General features: G+C 64.7%; 18 protein-coding genes and 1 pseudogene. 9 read left to right on the top strand and 10 right to left on the bottom strand.

Annotated elements, in window-relative coordinates; genetic code table 11:
• Positions 1-91: 91 nt before the first annotated feature.
• Positions 92-1,768 carry a sensor domain-containing diguanylate cyclase gene (locus AC1ECK_RS17560; RefSeq protein WP_480321231.1) on the bottom strand — a complete coding sequence of 559 codons (1,677 nt, stop codon included), beginning with the start codon at positions 1,766-1,768 and terminating at the stop codon, positions 92-94.
• A 645-nt stretch (positions 1,769-2,413) separates the two neighbouring features.
• Here AC1ECK_RS17560 and AC1ECK_RS17565 point away from each other — a divergent pair.
• Positions 2,414-4,165, top strand: coding sequence for an ABC transporter permease (locus AC1ECK_RS17565; protein ID WP_480321232.1), 1,752 nt, complete (start codon positions 2,414-2,416; stop codon positions 4,163-4,165).
• A 23-nt stretch (positions 4,166-4,188) separates the two neighbouring features.
• A complete protein-coding gene (locus AC1ECK_RS17570; RefSeq protein ID WP_480321233.1) occupies positions 4,189-5,535 on the top strand; it encodes an ABC transporter ATP-binding protein in 1,347 nt (448 codons plus the stop codon).
• A 59-nt stretch (positions 5,536-5,594) separates the two neighbouring features.
• Here AC1ECK_RS17570 and AC1ECK_RS17575 read toward each other — a convergent pair whose 3' ends face one another.
• The 3 genes from AC1ECK_RS17575 to AC1ECK_RS17585 form a co-directional block, all read right to left on the bottom strand.
• Positions 5,595-6,128: a hypothetical protein gene (locus tag AC1ECK_RS17575; RefSeq protein ID WP_480321234.1), complete on the bottom strand. Its 534-nt coding sequence runs from the start codon at positions 6,126-6,128 to the stop codon at positions 5,595-5,597.
• Complete coding sequence (locus tag AC1ECK_RS17580) at positions 6,125-6,706, bottom strand: hypothetical protein (protein ID WP_480321235.1); 582 nt, start codon at positions 6,704-6,706, stop codon at positions 6,125-6,127. Before AC1ECK_RS17580 ends, AC1ECK_RS17575 begins: the two co-directional genes overlap by 4 nt.
• Before the next feature lie 194 nt (positions 6,707-6,900).
• Positions 6,901-7,956, bottom strand: a complete 1,056-nt coding sequence (locus AC1ECK_RS17585) for a sigma-54 interaction domain-containing protein (protein ID WP_480321236.1) — start codon at positions 7,954-7,956, stop codon at positions 6,901-6,903.
• A gap of 318 nt (positions 7,957-8,274) precedes the next feature.
• Here AC1ECK_RS17585 and AC1ECK_RS17590 point away from each other — a divergent pair, with 318 nt between their 5' ends.
• The 5 genes from AC1ECK_RS17590 to otsA all read left to right on the top strand — a co-directional run bounded on the left by AC1ECK_RS17590 (position 8,275) and on the right by otsA (position 12,711).
• Positions 8,275-8,544 (top strand): hypothetical protein, encoded by a 270-nt coding sequence (locus tag AC1ECK_RS17590; protein ID WP_480321237.1) that lies wholly within the window; start codon positions 8,275-8,277, stop codon positions 8,542-8,544.
• Positions 8,545-8,893: 349 nt separating this feature from the next.
• Positions 8,894-10,300 carry a sigma-54-dependent transcriptional regulator gene (locus AC1ECK_RS17595; protein WP_480321238.1) on the top strand — a complete coding sequence of 469 codons (1,407 nt, stop codon included), beginning with the start codon at positions 8,894-8,896 and terminating at the stop codon, positions 10,298-10,300.
• Positions 10,301-10,371: 71 nt separating this feature from the next.
• On the top strand, positions 10,372-10,575 hold the full coding sequence (locus tag AC1ECK_RS17600; protein WP_480321239.1) for a hypothetical protein: 204 nt from the start codon (positions 10,372-10,374) through the stop codon (positions 10,573-10,575).
• A 308-nt stretch (positions 10,576-10,883) separates the two neighbouring features.
• Positions 10,884-11,111 carry a hypothetical protein gene (locus AC1ECK_RS17605; protein ID WP_480321240.1) on the top strand — a complete coding sequence of 76 codons (228 nt, stop codon included), beginning with the start codon at positions 10,884-10,886 and terminating at the stop codon, positions 11,109-11,111.
• Positions 11,112-11,286: 175 nt separating this feature from the next.
• Positions 11,287-12,711 (top strand): alpha,alpha-trehalose-phosphate synthase (UDP-forming), encoded by a 1,425-nt coding sequence (otsA, locus tag AC1ECK_RS17610; RefSeq protein WP_480321241.1) that lies wholly within the window; start codon positions 11,287-11,289, stop codon positions 12,709-12,711.
• A 228-nt stretch (positions 12,712-12,939) separates the two neighbouring features.
• Here the strand turns inward: otsA and AC1ECK_RS17615 are convergent, their stop codons facing one another.
• The 6 genes and pseudogenes from AC1ECK_RS17615 to AC1ECK_RS17640 form a co-directional block, all read right to left on the bottom strand.
• Positions 12,940-13,518: a hypothetical protein gene (locus AC1ECK_RS17615; RefSeq protein WP_480321242.1), complete on the bottom strand. Its 579-nt coding sequence runs from the start codon at positions 13,516-13,518 to the stop codon at positions 12,940-12,942.
• 165 nt (positions 13,519-13,683) lie between these two features.
• A complete protein-coding gene (locus AC1ECK_RS17620) occupies positions 13,684-15,123 on the bottom strand; it encodes an MFS transporter (protein WP_480321316.1) in 1,440 nt (479 codons plus the stop codon).
• 137 nt (positions 15,124-15,260) lie between these two features.
• Complete coding sequence (locus AC1ECK_RS17625; protein WP_480321243.1) at positions 15,261-15,764, bottom strand: YbhB/YbcL family Raf kinase inhibitor-like protein; 504 nt, start codon at positions 15,762-15,764, stop codon at positions 15,261-15,263.
• Between the two features lie 141 nt (positions 15,765-15,905).
• On the bottom strand, positions 15,906-16,352 hold the full coding sequence (locus tag AC1ECK_RS17630) for a very short patch repair endonuclease (RefSeq protein WP_480321244.1): 447 nt from the start codon (positions 16,350-16,352) through the stop codon (positions 15,906-15,908).
• Positions 16,353-16,591: 239 nt separating this feature from the next.
• A pseudogene (gene dcm, locus AC1ECK_RS17635) lies at positions 16,592-17,845 on the bottom strand (DNA (cytosine-5-)-methyltransferase); the annotation flags it as partial.
• 501 nt (positions 17,846-18,346) lie between these two features.
• Positions 18,347-18,664 carry a hypothetical protein gene (locus AC1ECK_RS17640; protein WP_480321245.1) on the bottom strand — a complete coding sequence of 106 codons (318 nt, stop codon included), beginning with the start codon at positions 18,662-18,664 and terminating at the stop codon, positions 18,347-18,349.
• Positions 18,665-18,856: 192 nt separating this feature from the next.
• Here AC1ECK_RS17640 and AC1ECK_RS17645 point away from each other — a divergent pair, with 192 nt between their 5' ends.
• Positions 18,857-19,078, top strand: a complete 222-nt coding sequence (locus AC1ECK_RS17645) for a hypothetical protein (protein ID WP_480321246.1) — start codon at positions 18,857-18,859, stop codon at positions 19,076-19,078.
• Between the two features lie 209 nt (positions 19,079-19,287).
• Positions 19,288-19,992, top strand: a complete 705-nt coding sequence (locus tag AC1ECK_RS17650; protein ID WP_480321247.1) for a glutathione binding-like protein — start codon at positions 19,288-19,290, stop codon at positions 19,990-19,992.
• The last annotated feature ends 18 nt before the right edge of the window (positions 19,993-20,010 follow it).

Consider the following 20,010-nt stretch of genomic DNA (forward strand, 5'->3'; position numbering starts at 1 on the left):
ATCTCCCGATAGAGCAGTGGCGACAAGCTTCGTATGAAGGTTGATGATACCTGCTTGGCTGCGCGGCAGTAGGCGCGTCTTCACCACGTCCCTACCAGGTCGTCGCGGCGGTGCGTGCCGGCGGCGCGGTGTCGTCCGGCGGCAGCGCCTCGGTGCGGTCGCGCCCGCCCGACTTGGCGACGTACAGCGCGAGGTCGGCCCGGCTCATGATCCGCTCGGGCAGGTCCTGTGCCGAGAGTTCGGTGATCCCGATCGATACGCTCAGGCTGGCCGACGCGGGCAGCTTGGTCGACGGCCTGGCCTTGAGCCGGGTGCGCAGCCGTTCCACCACGTCGCGTCCCGTCTCGAGTGAGGTGGCCGGCAACAGGATGCCGAACTCCTCGCCGCCCAGCCTGCCGATCGCGTCGCTACTGCGCAGTTCGGTCCGGCAGGTATCGACAAAATGTTCGAGCGCGCGGTCGCCGGCGGCATGGCCGAAGCAGTCGTTGATCTGCTTGAAATGGTCAAGGTCGGCAATCGCCATGCAGAGCGGCTCGCTGCTCGCGTGGGCATGTTCGATCTCGTGGCGCAGCAGGTCAAGGAAGTAGCGGCGCGACAACGCACCCGTCAGCGAATCGTGACGCGCCTCGGCGGACAGCAGCGTATTGGCCGACTGCAACTGCTCGGCAAGGTCGCGGGTGGCGCGATGATGACGCCGTTCGCGCACATAGGAGACGGTGATTACCCACGCGAGCGCCGCGGTGCCGGCAAGCGTCAGAAACACCAGCAGACGGTCGCGCTTATGGTTGCGCAGCAGCTCCGGCCAGGCGGCGAGCGGATCCACCAGATGCGCGGACAGCCCCGAGTTGAGGCCGCTGCGCGATTCGTAGAGAACCGGTTCGGGCTTGTCTGCCACGCCGAACAGTTGCGCGGCGATCTCGGCAGGCACCCACGGCGCTTTCTCGCGCACCCGCTGCATGTCCGCTTCGATCTGCACGTTCGGAAAATCGAGCCGGCGGTAGGTGTTCTTGCGTTCATCGGCGCTCATCTGCCGGACGTGCCCGTTGGCGAGCGCGTGTCCTTCGAGCGCGCTGTTGTGCGCCATGATGATGACGCCGTTCTCGTCGGCGACGAAGGTGCCCGCGTGGGCGACCCAGTGGCGCAAGCGTCCGATGCCGACCTTGGCGATCACCGCCCCGACCAGCACACCGTCGTCGTAGACCGGCGCGGCAATGAAGATGCCCGGTTCGCCGCTGGCCCGGCCTACGCCGTAGGCCTCGCCGAAGGCGCCCAGCAGGGCGTTGGACAAATAGTTGCGCGCGCGCATGTCGACGCCGACGAAATTGCGCGACTGCGTGTTGCTGGACGCAACGCACAGGCCGTTGGCGTTGACGAGCCAGATCGAGTCGAGTCCGGAGAAGCCTTGGGCGTCATGCAGGAAGCCGCTGACGGCGGCCAGTTGCGGTGCCTGGAGCAAGATCGCGCGCAGCATGGGCAGCGGCATGGCGCCGTTCGCCGCATAGTTTTGCGATTGGGCGAGGGCGTGCTCGACGACGTCCATTTCCGCCATCGTGGCGGGAATGGCGCGAGCCATGGAGAGGTCGCTGGCGATCACCTCCGCCATATTGTCGACGATCGAGACGGACATTTGCCGCTGCGTGCGCAGCGCGGCATCGAGCTCTTGCTGAACCATCCGGTCCGCAATGATGCCGGACGCGAGCCAGCACAGGAGCACGACCAGCACTAAGCTGAGCGGTCCGAAGGCCTGGCGCAAGGATTTCCTGTTCATCGACTCTCGGATCCGTCTGACTTTTATATGCAACTGGGTCAATCGTTGCAGCGCGCCGGCGCTGGGTCGTTACCTGGAGGGGCGAGTCATCTACGGCGTTGGCAGACGGGCTGGATCCAGCCCGCTCATACCCGGCCGGCCGCAGCCGGCCGCCTTGTCTCGATTTTAACCGCCAGGTGGCGCAGCGCCATCCGTTATTGAGGAATGCTGGCGTACCACCAGGTAATTAACGGCTACTGGGGGGGCTTTCTGAATGGGATTGCGGGTTTTCCAGCCCGTATCCGACTGATTTGGTCCGAAAGGTTGTGCCTGAAACACAGGTTGTAGTAGTGTCGTGCCGTCAAAAACAAGGAAAGCTGGCCAACCGCCCATGACGGCGTCCGCCATGACAAGGTGGCCGGAGCGGTGCCGCTGGTCCGGGGCGGTTCGCCCGGGGCCCGGTTGTCACCGCTTCAATCTCTCCCCGACGCTCACGACCAACGCGCCTATGCTTGTTGCCATATCTGATTTCCGCTTTCCGGACCGATCTGCCGGCCTGTGCGCCGAGCTTGCCTTGCAACGGGCAGGCGGGATGAGTCCTGTATCTCCGGCGCCGCTCGAGGCGGCCTGTCTTAACGTAGCGCCTGCAACCAGGAAGAGTGCCTGATGGACTTCAGTTTCGATCTGAAACGCACCGCCAATGCTTCCGCCTGGCGGTTGCTGCCGAACGGCTGGGACTTCGTTGCCTTCCCGCTGATCATCTGCGCGCTCGCGTTCACGGCGATCGGCTTTCACCAGACGCTCGCGCCGCTGTCGACGCTGAAGACCCAGGTGATCTCGCTCGACCCGTCGAGCCTGCCTGAGTACGCGCTGCGCACCACGCTGCGCATGCTCGCGGCGATGGTGGCGTCGCTGGCGTTCACGCTGATCTACGGTACGCTCGCCGCCAAGAGCCGCCGCGCGGGCCTCGTGCTGGTGCCGATTCTCGACATCCTGCAGTCGGTGCCGGTGCTCGGCTACATTTCGTTTACGGTCACATTCTTCCTTGCGCTGTTTCCGGGCCGGGTGCTGGGCGCGGAGCTGGCGGCGATCTTCGCGATCTTCACCAGCCAGGCGTGGAACATGACGTTCAGCTTCTACCAGTCGCTGCGCACGGTGCCGCGCGACCTGGACGAAGTCTCGCGCGGTTTCCACCTGACCGGCTGGCAGCGCTTCTGGAAGCTCGAAGTGCCGTTCTCGATGCCGGGCCTGATCTGGAACATGATGATGTCGATGTCGGGCGGCTGGTTCTTCGTGGTGGCCTCGGAGGCGATCACGGTGGGCAACAACACGATCACGCTGCCGGGCATCGGCGCGTATCTGGCCCAGGCGATCTCGGACAAGAATATGCACGCGGTGGGCTGGGTGATCCTGACGATGACGGTCGTGATCCTGGCCTATGACCAGTTTCTGTTCCGTCCGCTGGTGGCGTGGGCCGACAAGTTCCGCATGGAGAACACCAGTTCGGGCGATGCGCCGGAGTCGTGGCTGCTCGACCTGGTGCGCCGCACCCGCCTGATTCACCGCCTGCTGGTGCCGATCGGCTGGATCTTCGCGCACGCCGCGCGGGTGCCGATGCGCTTGCCGTCGTTCGCCCGCATCGGCTTTGCGATGCCGCAGCGTCAGAAATCGTCGCGTGTGGGCGACATCGTCTGGGGTATCCTCGTGATTCTCCTTACGCTGTATGTCGTCTATCGCGTGGTGACCTATGTGCGCACCGGCGTGACGCTCGACGAAGTCGGCCACGTGTTCGTACTCGGCCTGATTACCTTGGTGCGCGTGCTTCTGCTGATCATCATCGCCTCAGTGATCTGGGTGCCGCTCGGCGTGCTGATCGGACTGCGCCCGGCGCTCGCCGAGAAGATCCAGCCGCTCGCGCAGTTCCTCGCCGCGTTCCCGGCCAACCTGCTGTTCCCGGTGTTCGTGATCGTCATCGTGCGCTTCCATCTGAACCCGGATATCTGGCTGTCGCCGCTGATCGTGCTCGGCACCCAGTGGTATATCCTGTTCAATGTTATTGCGGGCGCCAGTTCTTACCCGAATGACTATAAGGAAGCGGCCACCAACTTCGGCATCCGCGGCTGGCAGTGGTGGCGCAAGGCGATGCTGCCGGGCATTTTCCCGTATTACGTGACGGGCGCGATTACCGCCTCGGGCGGCGCGTGGAATGCGAGCATCGTGGCCGAGTTCGTGCAGTGGGGCGATACCAAGGTCCAGGCTCACGGGCTGGGTGCGTATATCGCGCAGACTACCGCCGCGGGCGACTTCCCGAAGATCATTCTCGGCATTGCCGTGATGTCCCTGTTTGTGACTATGTTCAACCGCCTGCTGTGGCGTCCGATGTACGCCTACGCCGAATCCAAGCTTCGGCTCGATTGACAGGAATTTAAAGGCAAACCGCGATGCAAAATCCTAAAGCTGCCGTAACCGCCGCGCCGGTTCAGACACCGCCTGCCCCCCCGCGTCTGGGTGACGAAATTCTGGCCGTCAAGGAAGTGTCCCGAGGCTTCAACAAGACGCAGGGCGAGCTGCTGGTGCTCGACGGTGTGAACCTGTCGCTGCGCGAAGGGGAGATTGTCGGGATGCTGGGCCGCTCGGGCTCGGGCAAGTCGACCTTGTTGCGGATCATCGCCGGGCTGATCAAACCCACCGACGGCCAGGTCTCGTACCTCGGCAAGCCGCTCGACGGTCCGGCCAAAGGTGTGGCGATGGTGTTCCAGACCTTCGCGCTGTTCCCGTGGCTGACCGTGCTGCAGAACGTGGAAGCCGGTCTCGAAGCTCAGGGCGTGGGCGCGCGCGAGCGCCGCGAACGCGCGCTGGCCGCGATCGACCTGATCGGCCTGGACGGCTTCGAAAACGCCTATCCGCGCGAGCTCTCGGGCGGCATGCGCCAGCGCGTGGGCTTTGCCCGTGCACTGGTGGTCGACCCAACGCTGCTCCTGATGGACGAACCGTTCTCCGCGCTCGATGTGCTGACCGCCGAAACGCTGCGTACCGACCTGCTCGATCTGTGGACCCAGGGCCGCATGCCGATCAAGTCGGTGCTGATCGTCACGCACAACATCGAGGAAGCGGTGTTCATGTGCGACCGGATCCTGGTGCTGTCGTCGAACCCGGGCCGCGTGCTCGCCGAGATCAAGGTGCCGTTCAAACATCCGCGCAACCGGCTGGACCCGGAGTTCCGCCGCCTGGTGGACGATATCTACGCGAAGATGACGGCGCGTCAGACCGACGAGGCGGCGAAGAAGGGCCTCGAGCTGGGTAGCTGGCTGCCGCATGTGTCGACCAACCTGATGGCCGGTCTGATCGAGATGCTGGCCGCGGCGCCGTATCACGGCCGTGCCGACATGCCGGAAATCGCCCGCTCGCTGCATCTCGAGGTGGACGATCTGTTCCCGGTGGCCGAAGTGCTGCAGCATCTGGGCTTTGCCGACGTGCGTGAAGGCGACATTTTCCTGACGCCGCCGGCGCGCGTGTTTGCCGAGTTCGGCACGCAGGAACGCAAGATGATGTTCGCCGAGCATCTGCTGCGTCACGTGCCGCTCGCCGCGCGGGTCAAGAAGGTGCTCAACGAGCGCCCGGGACATCGCGCGCCGCGCGTGCGTTTCGAACAGGAACTGGAAGACTTCTTGTCGGACAGCGCCGCGGAAGAGACGCTCGACGCCGTGATCAACTGGGGCCGCTACGGCGAGATCTTCTCGTACAACGACCAGACGGAAATTTTCAGCCTCGAGGACGTCGAGTCCTGAGCGTCACGGTTAGCGGTTGAAGAAGGGGCGGCAAGGTCAAACCTGCCGCCCCTTCTGTTTTATTGCAGGTTGCCCCAGCGTTCGACGGCCGGTTCGGCCGACGCCCACTTCCAGCCTTTGTCCTGCAGGCAGGCGCTGGCGGTGTACCAGTCTGCGTGCGCGTCCGGCTTGTCGCTGTCCGCAACCGAGAACACAAAGTCCTTGCAGATGGCGAGCGCCGATGTGAACGCACGCGTCACCCGCACTTCGCCGTGGCCGTTCTCGATCGGCATGGTGTGCTTGACGCTCCATGGCTTGGACGCGCCTACCGGCATGCTGCCGGCAAGCGCCGCGATCTCGTTCTGCTGGTCGCTGTGCATGCTGCGCATGTAGCGTTTCACGGCCTCGTCGGTGGCCGATTGCACCGCAATGCCGACGCCGATGCCGACCGCCGGATTGGCGGTCACGAGGCCCGAGGCGACCCCGGCCGCGGCGCCGCTCGCCGCGCCGACCGACGAGCAGCCGCTCGTCAGCAGGCTGGCGCCGACGCACAGCGCGCCGGCCAGCACGAGGCGCAGGCTCGAAGGGGAAGCGGGTGTCAGGCGCGGCGTCATTGCAGCGCGCCCCAGCGTTCGGTGGCGGGTTCGGCGGACGCCCATTTCCACGCCGTGCCGTCGCGGCAGATGGAGGCGACATAGAACGCGCTGCTGGCCGGCTTGTCCTTGGTCGCGTCCGCATCTACCGAGAAGACGATCTCCTTGCAGTCGAGCGCGCCTGCGCTGATGGTGCGGCTCACCGTAACCCGGCCGTGCTCGTCGTCTTCGATCGGCACGCTGTGGGTGACGCTCCACGGCGCGACCGCGCCGACGTCGAGCGGCCCGGCCACCTTGGCGATACCGTCCTGGGTGTCGCGGTGGACTATGCGTTGTGAGTACTGCACGCCGGCCTGCGCGGCGGCGACGGCGCCGAGGCCGATGCCGGTTGCGACGGCGGCGTTGCGGGTGACCTTGGCGGCGATCGCGGCGCCCGCGATACCGGCGCCGGCGGTGGCGCTTTCGGAGTAAATCGAGCTGCAGCCGCTCAAGCTGGTTGTGGCCAGAACGGCCACAGCGACGAATGGCGCAACCAGCGCCGCGACGCCCGCACGCGGGGCCCGCTCAGCCCAGCGTGCACTACGGTTTGATTTTTGCATTTCCCTGTCCGTGCTCCTGCCTCTGCCGTGCGCGCCGAGTGGTTGCGGCGCACCGGGCTGATGACGCGCCGCGCGCGGCGCCGCAACATTCTGCAGGATGCGTTTTGCAATTGGGATAGGGAAAATGCAAGCAATTGCAAAAGATGATGCGACCCTCGGCCTTTTCTGGCTTGGCTCGCTATGCCCGGCGGGTGTCAGGGCTCGCTTTCCTCCGCCGCATCGTCGGTGCCGTAGGTGCTGAGCCGGTTGTAGAGCGTCTTCAGGCTCACACCGAGCGCTTTGGCCGCGCGCCGCTTGTCGCCGCCGCAGTACTTGAGCGTGCCGAGGATGATCTGCTTCTGCGCATCGGCAAGCGGCGTGCCGATCCAGACGCTCATCGCATCGCCTTGGGTGACGGCCTTCTTCACGCGCGAGGCGAGATGCGGATGCGGCAGCTCGACGGTCTTTTCGGCGAGAATGAAAGCCCGGTAGATGGCGTTTTTCAGCTCGCGCACATTGCCGGGCCACGACCACGTGCGCAGCGTCTCGATGGATCGTTTGCTGAAGCTCTTGCTGGTGTTTTCCTGCGCGTTCAACGCAGCGAGGAAATGCTGCGCAAGCAGTTCGCGATCGCCGTCGCGCTCGCGCAGCGGCGGCGCACGCAGCGGAAATACCGCAAGCCGGTACATCAGGTCTTCGCGCAGACCGTTTTCCTTCACAGCGACGGCCGGGTCGCGGTTGGTGGCCGCAATCACGCGTACGTCGCCGCTGATCAGTTCGTTGCCGCCAACCCGATAAAACGTGCCGGTCTCCAGCGCGCGCAGCAGCTTGACCTGGCGCACCGGCGCCATTTCAGTGATTTCGTCGAGAAACAGCGTGCCGCCGTTGGCGTGCTCGAAGTAGCCGATGCGCCCCTGCACGGCGCCGGTGAAGCTGCCTTTTTCGTGGCCGAACAGTTCTGCTTCGATCAGTTCGTCGGGAATCGCGCCGCAGTTGACGGCGATAAAGGGCGCCTCCTTGCGCGCGCTCCGATCGTGAATCGTGCGGGCGATCAGCTCCTTGCCCGTGCCGGATTCGCCGATGATGAGAGCGGTCGCATCGGTCGACGCAACCCGTTCGATTTGATCGTATAAATCAAGCATCACGGGGGATGAGCCATACAGCAGGCCGTATGACTTGAGTCCCGCAACGCCGTCCGTCACGCGGGACTTGCCCGCTGCCGCTGCGTTGCCGGAAGCAAGCGCGGGCGAGTCCAGATCGGTCGACGCCATAACCAGGTTGTCCTGTGCAAATGTGTTCGATAGTGCCGCGCAGGCCCGCCAAGAGCGTGGGCCCGCGCATCGATGCAATGGGTCACTATCTCACAAAAATCGATTTAAGCACCTGTCACGCGGCACGGCAATCCGCATCTCGATCACGCGTGCAGCTCCACATACCGCGCTAACGATTGCGTAGCCGCGCTGTCCAAACAGCATGTGTCGCTGCGCTCTTCTCGGGTATGCCGTTTGCGACACCCGGACTTTTGCGAAATGCCGCGCCTATGCGCTATCCGGTGGCGGCTCGCGGGATACGTTACGGAGGATCGACTTATGGCACGGCCCAAGATTGGCATTTTCGGCGCGCTTGTCGCCGTCGGCGGTTTGCTGGCATGGAACTGGGCGCAAAAGCATCGCGCCTCGCAAGCGAATTTGAATCGCGAACTGAGTCGCTGGGAAGGCGAGGGCGGGGCGGTCGTTGCGACCCCCCAGGCGGCGCCGAGCGCAACTGTGGTTCCGTCCGGCGGAGTGTCCGCTACCGCCGCAAATGGAGCGCGCGCCTCGAATGGCCGCGGCGAGGCGTGGCCTTTCCCCCATGGCTGAGAAGCGCTGCGCGGGACAGAAACGTTAAACGGTACGAAGGGGATACGAAGGGCGGAGTTAGCGGAGACGGACCTTACAGGTTGTCTTAATAAAGTTTTATAATAAATATTCACACAACAATACGGGCGTTTCGCCATGTGGGACACGTTAATTGTTGCGGATTTGTGCCAAGTGCGTGCGCCAAGTCCGGATTTTGCTGAAGCATAGAGGGCGGTCGTAAAGTCAGCGTGTCCTCACACCGTTGCACTATCTGCGCGGCGCAACGGTGGCGGCGCGCAAGCGCCCGGCGGTTTCTCCATGCCTTCGCGCATGCCATCCCCACCCAGAACTTTCGCGCTTTCGAGACACGATGCCACACGTATTGATTGTCGATGACGACGCCGGTACCCGCGAGGCGCTTGCTGCCATCATCGCGGAAGATGGCCTTACTACCGCTTCTGCAGGCGATCTGCGCGAAGCGCGCATCCAGTTGGTCCGGCAGATGCCGGACGTCGTCTTTACCGATCTGAAGCTGCCGGACGGCAGCGGCGTCGACCTGTTCGAAGATCTCGATCCGCGCTCGGGCGTCGAAGTCATCGTGATTACCGGCCACGCCACGGTGGAATCGGCCGTGAACGCGCTGAAAATGGGCGCGACCGATTACCTCGTGAAGCCGATCAACATGCAGCGCGTGAAGTCGATTTTGTCGCGCCTGCCGCGCCCCGGCGACCTCAAGGCCGAAATCGGTACGTTGCGCGGCGAACTGCGCCGCATGGGCCGCTTCGGCCTGATGCTCGGCAATTCGCCGGCCATGCAGGAGGTCTACGATCAGATCAGCCGGGTTGCCCCGACGGCCGCCTCGGTGATGCTGGTGGGCGAGTCCGGCACCGGCAAGGAAGTGGCCGCGCAGACCGTGCACCAGTTGAGCCTGCGCCGCAAGCACGCGTTCCTCGCGGTCAACTGCGGCGCTATTTCGCCGAACCTGATCGAGTCGGAGATGTTCGGCCACGAACGCGGCTCGTTCACGGGCGCGGACCGGCAGCACAAGGGTTATTTCGAGCGGGCCAACGGCGGCACGCTGTTCCTCGACGAAATCACCGAAATGCCGGTCGAGTTGCAGGTCAAGCTGCTGCGCGTGCTCGAAACCGGCATGTTCATGCGGGTCGGCACGACGAGAGAAATCGAAACCGACGTGCGCCTGATTGCGGCCACCAATCGCGATCCGGAGCAGGCGGTGCTCGAAGGCAAGCTGCGCCTCGACCTGTATCACCGCCTGAACGTGTTTCCGATCAGCCTGCCGCCGCTGCGCGAGCGCGGCAAGGACGTCGAATTGCTCGCGCAGGCCTTTCTCGACGAACTCAACGAGCGTCACAGCACGCGCAAGCACTTCCCGGCTGCGGTCAAGGAGATGCTGCTGTCGTACCCGTGGCCCGGCAACGTGCGCGAGCTGAAGAACTATGTGCAGCGTGCGCACATCATGTCCGGCTCGGATTCGGACAGCACGGCGACGGTGCCGCTGCAGATCACGCTGTCCAAACCGGCTGCGGGTACGGCGATCACGATTCCGTTCGGCACCTCGCTTGCCGAAGCGGATCGCCAGTTGATCCTCGCCACGCTGGAGCAGTGCGGCGGGGTGAAAACGCGTGCGGCGGAAATCCTCGGCATCAGTCTGAAGACGCTGTACAACCGCCTTGTCGAGTACGGCAACGATGCGAGCCGTGGCGAGGACGGCGACGCTTCCGACGAATCGCGGGCATTGGGCGGCGCCGACGTCTGACGCGCTGCCGGGTGTGTACGCCACGGCACAGGCCTTGCTGCGATCCATACGAACGCATGAAAGGAACGTTTATGCCGCTACATACCCCCGCTCCCGTGCTCGAGGCGCATCGCCCCGAGCCGACCGACCCGCCCAATCCCGGCGAACCCGAGACCGTGCCGGATCCGAGCCGCGAACCGGACGAACCCAGCGCGCCGCCGATCGGCGATCCGCCTGCGCAGCCCGGTGAGGCGCCGCACACGTCGTGTAGCGCGGTTCGCCATATGACCTTTTGAGCGCCCCCAGACCTGTCGCTTACGCGCCAGGCCCCCGAGGATGCAATCCCCCAATCCCCCAAGGGGACTTCCTTCGGGGCGGGGGCCTTCCCGCCGAGGCGGGAAACTTGGGGCGGCCCGGCGCTTCCTTGAGAAACGACTCTACGAAGCGGCGCCGCCGCCATGACGACTCCCGCCCGCCCGATACGCGGCATCGCTGTACTTGTTACAAAGGCGGTGACGCTTTTACCGGCAAATTGACGCTGCGGGCCCTAGACTATGTTGAGACCGCCAACGAGGACGGCTGGCTTCCCCAGGAGGCATCGATCATGAGACACCCGGCATTGCGGCGCTCCGCGCGTCATTCGAAGCGCGACTCGCGCCCCGGCAGCGGAGCGGGGGGCTCGCCATCGGGCGGCCCGCCCGTCGGCCCGGACCCGGCAGGGCAGAACCGCGTCGCCCCCGACGCCCCGCCGGACGGCGAGCACAACCAGGGCGGCGTGCGCCAGGAAGGACTCGAATACCAGCGCGATCTCGGCTCTGAGCAGGACGCCTGAGCGATTTCGCCGACGCCGGACGAAACAGAAAATTCTTGTTCTGCGATGCCTGCGAACGGCAGGTTTATACCTGTCTGTCACATTTGCATACATTTTTCTTCCACCAGATTTGAGATGCGGCACGCGACTTGCATACACCAGGACGGCACGAACAACTGAGTGAGGTGAAGCACCAATGAGCAGATTGATCGTGGTATCGAATCGTGTCGCGCCGACGCAGGAAGGCCGCCCCGCAGCAGGCGGTCTTGCAATCGGCGTACTGGATGCCCTCAAGGAAACCGGCGGCGTATGGTTCGGCTGGAGCGGCGAGACGGTGGCGGAGCCGGCGCAGCCGCTGATCGAAAAGCAGGGCAACGTGACCTACGCGACGGTGGGCCTGACCAAGCGCGACTACGACCAGTACTACCGCGGCTTTTCGAACGCGACGCTATGGCCGACTTTCCACTACCGCAACGATCTGTCGCGCTTCGATCGTCAGGAGTACGCCGGATATCTGCGGGTGAACCAGACGCTCGCGAAGCAATTGAAGGAGATGGTCAAGCCCGACGACATCATCTGGGTGCACGACTATCACCTGCTGCCGTTCGCCAAGTGCCTGCGTGAACTCGGCGTGAAGAATCCGATCGGCTTTTTCCTGCATATCCCGTTTCCGGTGCCGGAAGTGCTGCGCAGCGTGCCGCCGCACGAAGAGCTCGTGAAGGCCATGTGCAGCTACGACGTGGTCGGCTTTCAGACTGAAGCCGACCGGCAGTCGTTTGTCGACTATATCGAGCGCGGGCAACACGGCACGTCGAGCGAAGACGGCATGATGCATGCCTATAACCGCTTCCTGAAAGTCGCGGCCTATCCGATCGGGATCTATCCCGAAGCGATCGCGAGAGCCGCTGAGCAGTTCACCGACCGCAAGCCGGTGCGCAGCCTGCGTGACGGCATGCGGGGCCGCAAGCTGATCATGAGCGTGGACCGCCTCGATTATTCGAAGGGACTGGTCGAGCGCTTCCAGGCGTTCGAGCGTTTGCTGCTCAATGCGCCAGGTTGGCACGGCCGCGTCTCGCTGGTGCAGATCGCACCGCCGACGCGCTCCGACGTGCAGACGTACCAGCGCATTCGTCAGACGCTCGAGGGCGAAGCCGGGCGCATCAACGGCCGCTTTGCGCAGCTCGACTGGACGCCGATCCAGTACCTGAACCGCAAGTACGAGCGTAATCTGCTGATGGCGCTGTTCCGTCAATCGCAGGTGGGTTACGTGACGCCGCTGCGCGACGGCATGAACCTCGTTGCGAAGGAGTACGTTGCATCGCAGGACCCGGCCGATCCGGGCGTGCTGGTGCTGTCGCAGTTTGCCGGCGCGGCCGAGCAGTTGCCGGGCGCCCTGGTGGTGAATCCGTTCGATCTGTCGCAGATGGCCGAGGCGCTCGAGCGTGCGCTTTCGATGCCGCTCGCGGAACGCCAGGCGCGGCACGCGGACATGATGGCGCCGCTGCGCGAGAACAACCTCTCGGTGTGGCGCGATACTTTCCTTGCTGACTTGCGCAATGTGGCGACGGCGTCGTCGGTGGCGGCCAAAGCGGTAAAGCTCGCAGACGTGACAGCGACTTGAAGCGCTGAACGGCGCTTAGTGCGGTGATCGGGGGCTGAGAGAGACGCTGGATCAGGCGTCGAGCGAGGCTCCAGTTCCGGTGGTGCAAAGCCGGTTCTCACTCAGGCTGTCACGTCGAATCCATCAAGCGGCTTGCCGGGTTTGCTCCGGCGCCCAAGCTGACAAAACGCGCTTCACGGCGGCCCTCGGGCCGCCGTTTTCGTCTGCATTCGCCTCGCGCGAACCTTGCTACGCGTGTTGCTGATTCAACTCGCCAAGCGGCACAGGCGTGGCGGTCGGATCGAAGTCTGCCCAACGGCCGCGTTGCCAGCGTCCCGAGGCGTGCTCGAGGTCGGTGCCGCCTGCTTCGCGCAGTACGGTGGCGGCGTCGAGCTGGTTGTCTTCGCAGACATGCACGGCCACCAGTACGCCTGAATCGCGCATCTCGTGATGCACGAGCTCAAGATGCGCGACGCCGGCGCTGCGCGCTTGCACGAACGCGCCGACGCGCAAGCCGAGATACGCTCCGACCCCCGCCGCGATCACGACCACCGGCAGCGACGCGGCGAACGCCATGAAGATCGCCGCACCGACGATCGCGCCGGCGACCGCTCCGATACTTGCACCGTGACCTGCCAGGTGATGGGGCGGCGCTGCGGCGCTTGCCTCCGGACCGTGGTGATCCGGCGCGTAGCGCGCGTGCTGACCGCGTGGATTGACGAAGAACAGCGTGACGTCTTCCTCGACGAAGCCGCGCTCGAACAGCTTTTGCGCAGCGGTTTCGGCAGCAGGAAACGTGGTGAAGCGTGCAGCAACGATGAGTGACATGTGAACCCCCTCGGCATCGTTCAGAAACCATGCAGGGAAGTGCAGGGACACCCGCTGCCGCGCGATGCTTGAAGACGCGGCGCGGATAGTGCCTTGGACAGCGCGGAGTGCCGCAGGTGCGGGCTACCGCCTTATAAGGTTAGCACTGCGTGAGCGCGTTTTCACTTACGCGGCGGCCGGGCTCGCGCGCTGCGTCACCCGCATCGTGCTGACGACCGCGGCCATTGCGGCAAAACACGCTGCGACATACAGGACGATGGTGGGCCCATGCTGCGGCGCAATGCCGAAGATCAGCGCCACCAGCGCCGCGCCGAGCGTCTGCCCGGTCAGGCGCGCGGTGCCCAGCATGCCGCTGGCGCCGCCGCTGCGCTCGCGCGGCGCGGCGGCCAGCATGGTGCGATTGTTGGGCGACTGGAAGATGCCGAAGCCCGCGCCGCACAACGCCATGCGCCAGACAATCTGTAGCGGATCGGGATGCGCGCCGAGTGTGGCGAGCAGCAGCAAACCGGCCGTCAGCGCGGCCAGTCCGATGCCGCCCAACCAACCCGCCGACAGCCGGTCCGACAGCACGCCCGACAACGGCGCGGCCACGACGATGACGAGCGGCCACGGCGTCATCAGCAGCCCGGTCTGAACCTGCGACAGACCGAGCGTGTCCTGCAGCATGAACGGCAGCGACACGAAGGCGAGCATCTGCGCGGCGAACGAGCAAACCGACGTGCCGACCGATAGCGCAAACACCGGAATGCGCAGCAGATCCACGGGCAATAGCGGCGCCGCTTGCGTCAACTGCCGGCGCACGAAGAAAAAGCCGATTACCGCAGCGCCGAGCGCTTCGAGCGCGATATAGGCCCAGGCTTCGCCGTGGCCGAGTCCGTCGATCGCGAAAATCAGCAGGCCGAACACCAGGGCGTTCATCACGGCGCTGAGGTAGTCGTATGGCGCCTGATGCCCCGCATTTCCGGGCAGTGCCTTGAGGCCCGTGACGACCGCCGCAATCCCGATCGGTACGTTGATGGCGAACAGCCACGGCCACGGGGCGATAGCGAGCACGCCCGAGGCGACCGTCGGTCCGATCGCGGAGGAAACCGCGACGACCATCGCATTGATGGCGACGCCGCGTCCCAACTGGACGCGCGGATAGATGGTCCGCACGAGGGCGGTATTGACGCTCATGATGCCTGCCGCGCCGAAGCCCTGGATCACGCGCGCAAGGGTGAGCGTCGTCAGCGAGGTGGACAGCGCGCAGCCGAGCGAGGCGACCGTGAACAGCATCAGGCCACCCAGATAGACGCGCCGGTAGCCGATCCGGTCGCCTAGCGACGCCAGCGGCAGCAGCGAAATGGTGATCGCCAGTTGATAGGCGTTGACCACCCAGATCGATGCGGCGGCGCTCGCATGCAGATCGCGGGCGATGGTCGGCAGCGCCACGTTGGCGATCGCGCTGTCGAGCACGGCAAGCGTAATGCCGAGCGCGACCACGACGATGGCCCAATAGCGCTGCGGCAGGGGCAGTCCCAGTTCGGTATCGGGTGTGAGGGAATGGACGCCGCTCGGCGCGCCTGAAGGAGTGGAACAGTCGTTACCGGAGGCTGGGGCGTGCATCGTATAGGAGGTGAAGGCGGGGGATATCTGCGGGTTCGGGTGCGAGACATATGCGCGGACCTGTGGCGTCCGGCCGGGTTGCCGCCATGGCGCCGGAGCGAGCAGGATGCCCATCCCGGCGCCACTTTGCGCGTCGTTTATTTCAGTTCGTACAGACCGGTATGCGTCGTCGAATCGATTTCGTTCAGGTGCGTCATGAAGCGCGCGATCGCGTTGGTCGTTTCCGCATTGATCGGCAACTGCGCCACCTTCAGCGCGTGCAGGCGGAAAATGTAGCGGTGCGTCCTGTCGCCGCGCGGCGGGGCGGCGCCGCCGAAGCCCGCTGTGCCGTAATCGTTGCGCACCTGCAGCGCGCCTTGCGGCAGCAGGCTGCCGTCGGCTTTGCCGGCGTTGCGGGGCAGCGAGCGCAGATCGGCCGGAATGTTGACCACGACCCAGTGCCAGAAGCCGCTGCCGGTCGGCGCGTCGGGATCGTGAACGGTGAGAGCGAAGCTTTGCGTATCTTCCGGCGGCGCCTCCCACTGCAAAGCCGGGGAGATGTTTTCGCCGTCCACGCCGAATGCCTTGTCGTCGTATTCCTGGGCTTTCGGCATGAAGCCGTTGGTGGGGAAGTCGTCGGACCAGAGACGGAAGTCAGCCATCGTATGCCTCCTTAAGGTGGTTCTCAGATGGGTCGAGCTGCCGGAAAAGCGCATTGCGGACAGACCCGGGTGAGCCCAATCGAGTGTATCACCGGCGGCTGGTTCGATCGCTCGAGGCGGGCAGGCGCTCGGCGCAGGGCCTCAACTGCGCGCTTCGAGTTCGGTGGCGTCGCTGTGCAGCCAGTCGGTTAGTTGCTGCAACACGCCGTCGAGATCCCGGTTGGCGCCCCGCAGGGCACATTCCCACACCACCGCGACGCGCCAGCCGGCGGCAAGCAGGGCGGCGCGCGACTTCTCGTCGTTGCTGCGGTTGCGGCCGATCTTTTCGCGCCAGAATTCCGGGCGCGTCTGTGGCCATTTGAAGAGCGGGCAATCGTGGCCGTGCCAGAAGCAGCCGTGCACGAACACGACCGCGCGGTAACGCGGCAGGACGATGTCGGGGCGTCCCGGCAGATCGCGCGCGTCCAGACGGAAGCGGAAGCCCTGCCGATGCAGCAGGCTGCGGATCAGCAGCTCCGGTTTGGTGTTGCGCCCGCGGATGCCGGACATCATCCGGCTGCGTGTGGCGGGATCGACGATATCGACCATCAGCCCACGCGCACGCGCGCCTGTGGAGCGGTTCTACGGGCCGCGACGGGGCGCGCGCCCGTGGCGCGTGGCGACGCGTCTTTCGGCTTGGGTTGCCGCGCTTTTTGCGGCCGGGCCGGCAAGCCGGCTCCCGGTGTCGCCTGTAACCCGGTTTGCAAGCGGTCTTCCACGCCGTTGTGCCATCTGCCCTGGGCCGTGCTCTGCAGGCCGTCACCGGCCGCGCCTTGTGCAACGCCGTTCGCCTGAGCCTGCGCGCCTGGCGCGCCAAGCAGCGCCTGCACGTGGGGCAGCATGATGCGCGCCACTTCCTGCATCACCGGCATCACTACGCTGTTGCCGAACTGACGGTATGCCTGGGTGTCGCTGACGGGAATCCGGAACGTGTCGGGAAAGCCCATCAGCCGCGCGCATTCACGCGGCGTGAGGCGACGCGGGCGCAGCCGCTTGCCCTGGGAAACGAGGATTTCAGAGCCGTCCTTGTGATAGCGGGCCGACAGGGTGCGTGTCACGCTGTCGGGGTAGGCCATGCCGAAGCCGAAGCCGTTGCCCGCCGCGCGATGCTTTTCCGCGTAGTTCTGCAGATAGGTCCACAGATTCGGTGTGAGCGTGTACTTCGGCTGCACACGCTTCTTCGCGTGATCGAAGAAGCGGTCGTGGTCCCACGGCAGCACCGGCTCGCTGCCGTCGGTGCGGTGCAGGATAGAGCCGAGCCGCGGGCCTTGTTCCGGCAGCCGCAGATCGTCCCATGAGAACGCCGTCTTGCCGCGAAAACCGACGATGATGATCCGCTCGCGGTGTTGCGGCGTGAAATGCTGGCCGTCGACGATGCGGTAGTGCACTTCGTAGCCGAGTTCGTCGCGCAGCGTCTGCAGGATGACCTCGAAGGTGCGGCCCTTGTCGTGCGACAGCAGGTTCTTCACGTTCTCCAGCAGGAACGCGGCGGGGCGCTTGGCGGCGATGATGCGGGCGACGTCGAAGAACAGCGTCCCCTGAGTCGAGCATTCGAAGCCATGCGGCCGGCCCATGGCGTTTTTCTTGCTGACGCCGGCGATCGAGAACGGCTGGCAGGGAAAGCCGCCGAGCAGCACGTCGTGAGCGGGTACCTCGCTGGCCGGAAACGAGACGATGTCGCCGATGAACGAGTGATCCGCGCCGTAGTTCTCCAGATAGGTCTTCTTGGAGAAATCGTTCCATTCGCTAGTGAAGATGCACGCGCCGCCCTGCGCCTCGAAACCCATGCGGATGCCGCCGATGCCGGCGAACAGGTCGATAAAGCGGAAGCTGGCGTCACCGTTTGCCGCGCCGTGCCTGTTCGCTGCGCCGGTCTGCAGCAGATCGCGCAGGGCGGGCTCGAGCATCGCCGGACAGGGCGTCTCGCCCTTTTCCCAGCGGCGCACCGTCTTGATGTCCTTGCCGACGTGAGCGGCGATTTCTCGTTGGGTGAAGCGGGTGCGCACCTGTTTTAGCAGCTCGAGCGGTGGGGCCTGGGTCACTAGCAGTCCTTGCTGGGGATTTTTGCGGACATTATGGCCTGGAGTTGTCCCTTTTTTCCAGGATTCCCCGCTCGAATGGGCAAAATTGGCGCGGTAGTTGTGTCTTTGGCGAGACGGTTTAACGAAGACGCGACTGGGCGCGACGCGGCGCCTTATCTACTTCGGGGTGGGTTTGCGCGTTCGTCGGAGCGCGGATAGCGCGGCGTGTCCCGTGGCGCAGGTCGGACAAGAAAGCGCTTTGTACGCATGGCGGATGTTCTGATTTGATCCGCCGCCTTGCGCGGCGAGCCGACTGTCGGCTAACAGTTAATTTTCATCAACTGCATATCTGGCAGATTGCGAGCGTCATTTGGCGTTGTTAGGGTATGGGCGGCGACGCTGAATCTCCGCGTTACGGTGTGTTAAAGCCGCGGCATGATCTGCGGCTTTTTTTTACCGCGCGTGTTTTGCAGGTAGAAATATCAAGCGGAGGGCCGGACCGTGGACAAGTCGGCCGTGCGGTCAGCTCAGTCGCTGCGAAGGGCCAGGACGGCTTTCGTGGGCGCCGAGCGGCAGGGTCTTCCACGCGGGTGTGCAGTCCGCCGGGTCGTATTGGTCGAGTTGCAGCAACAGGCTGTCGACGGCGCACAGTTGCGCGTGAGACAGGTGTTCGGCGTCCAGCAATTGATGCAGACGCTTGCGCCAGTAAGCGGGCGGCAGGATCGGCCCACCCAGATCGCCGAGTAGCGACGGTTGCATCACGCGGCGGATATGCGCGATGTCCTGATCGATGAGCGTTGTCGACAAGATGGGGCTCGGCGTGGCGAACATAGGGTCCATGGCTCGTTAACGGCAGGCCGAATATCGACTTTAGGGGCGCGGAAAAATCTTTTCGAATGCGCCGGCGGGCAGAGTGGTTGCTGCACAGGAATCGCTGGCGCAACGGCCGCGCGCCGATCACCGGATGCCCGCTAACCTTCCCGCGTCCCGACTCGCTCGCCTACACTGGATGCATCGACAGGGAGGTGTGCGATGACGCCCGAAAAAGTGATTTCGATGTTCGAGTTGCAATACCTGGAGGGGAAAGCGCCGGTCAATGTCGAATACGTCTGCGCCAGCTTCGCTGACTGGCTGGCGTCGGCGTGGGAATACCTCGACGGCGAGGAAAAGGCCCTGTTGATGTCGGTTGGGGTGGCATTGTGGCGCGAGGGTTATAACCGGCGCGCCGGGACCGCGACGAACGATCCGTGGTGAGGCGGGCGATGTTTCAGCGAGCGTGGTCGGCGCCAATTGATTAGCATGCCTTCTTATCGGATTGCGCGGCCGGATCATCGGTAAGCCGGTCTTGCCCCCGTGCCGGAAAAATTTTGCAGGAGCGTTTATATTGAACGGCTTGTTCGCCGGACCGGCTTGCCCCGCATGGGCAACGTCGCCTTCCGCCCATCCCGTTCAATAAGGCTCCTATGACCGACCTTTCCGCTTTTCCGATCACGGCCAAATGGCCGGCCCAGCATCCCGAGCGTCTGCAGCTTTATTCGCTGCCCACGCCGAACGGCGTCAAGGTTTCGATCATGCTCGAAGAAACCGGCCTCGCCTACGAACCGCATCTGGTGCGCTTCGATACGAACGACCAGATGTCGGCGGAATTCCTCTCGCTCAATCCGAACAACAAGATCCCGGCCATCCTCGATCCGAACGGACCCGGCGGCAAGCCGCTCGCACTGTTCGAATCCGGCGCCATTCTGATCTACCTCGCGGACAAGACCGGGCAGCTTATTCCGCAGGATGCCGCCGGCCGCTACGAAACGATTCAATGGGTGATGTTCCAGATGGGCGGCATCGGCCCGATGTTCGGGCAAGTGGGCTTCTTCCACAAGTTTGCCGGCAGGGAGTATGAGGACAAGCGTCCGCGCGAGCGCTACGTCGCGGAGTCGCGGCGTCTGCTTGGCGTGCTGGAGGGACGCCTCGCCGGCCGCGCGTGGATCATGGGCGACACGTACACGATCGCCGATATTGCGACCTTCCCGTGGGTGCGCAATCTGATCGGCTTTTACGAGGCCGGCGAGCTGGTGGGGATTGCGGATTTTCCGAACGTCAGGCGGGTGCTCGCGGCATTCGTTGCGCGCCCGGCGGTGGCGCGCGGGCTGGAGATTCCGAAGCGGAATTGATGTCGCTCGGCGCACGGG

Source organism: Paraburkholderia sp. SSBN10T (assembly GCF_056619545.1).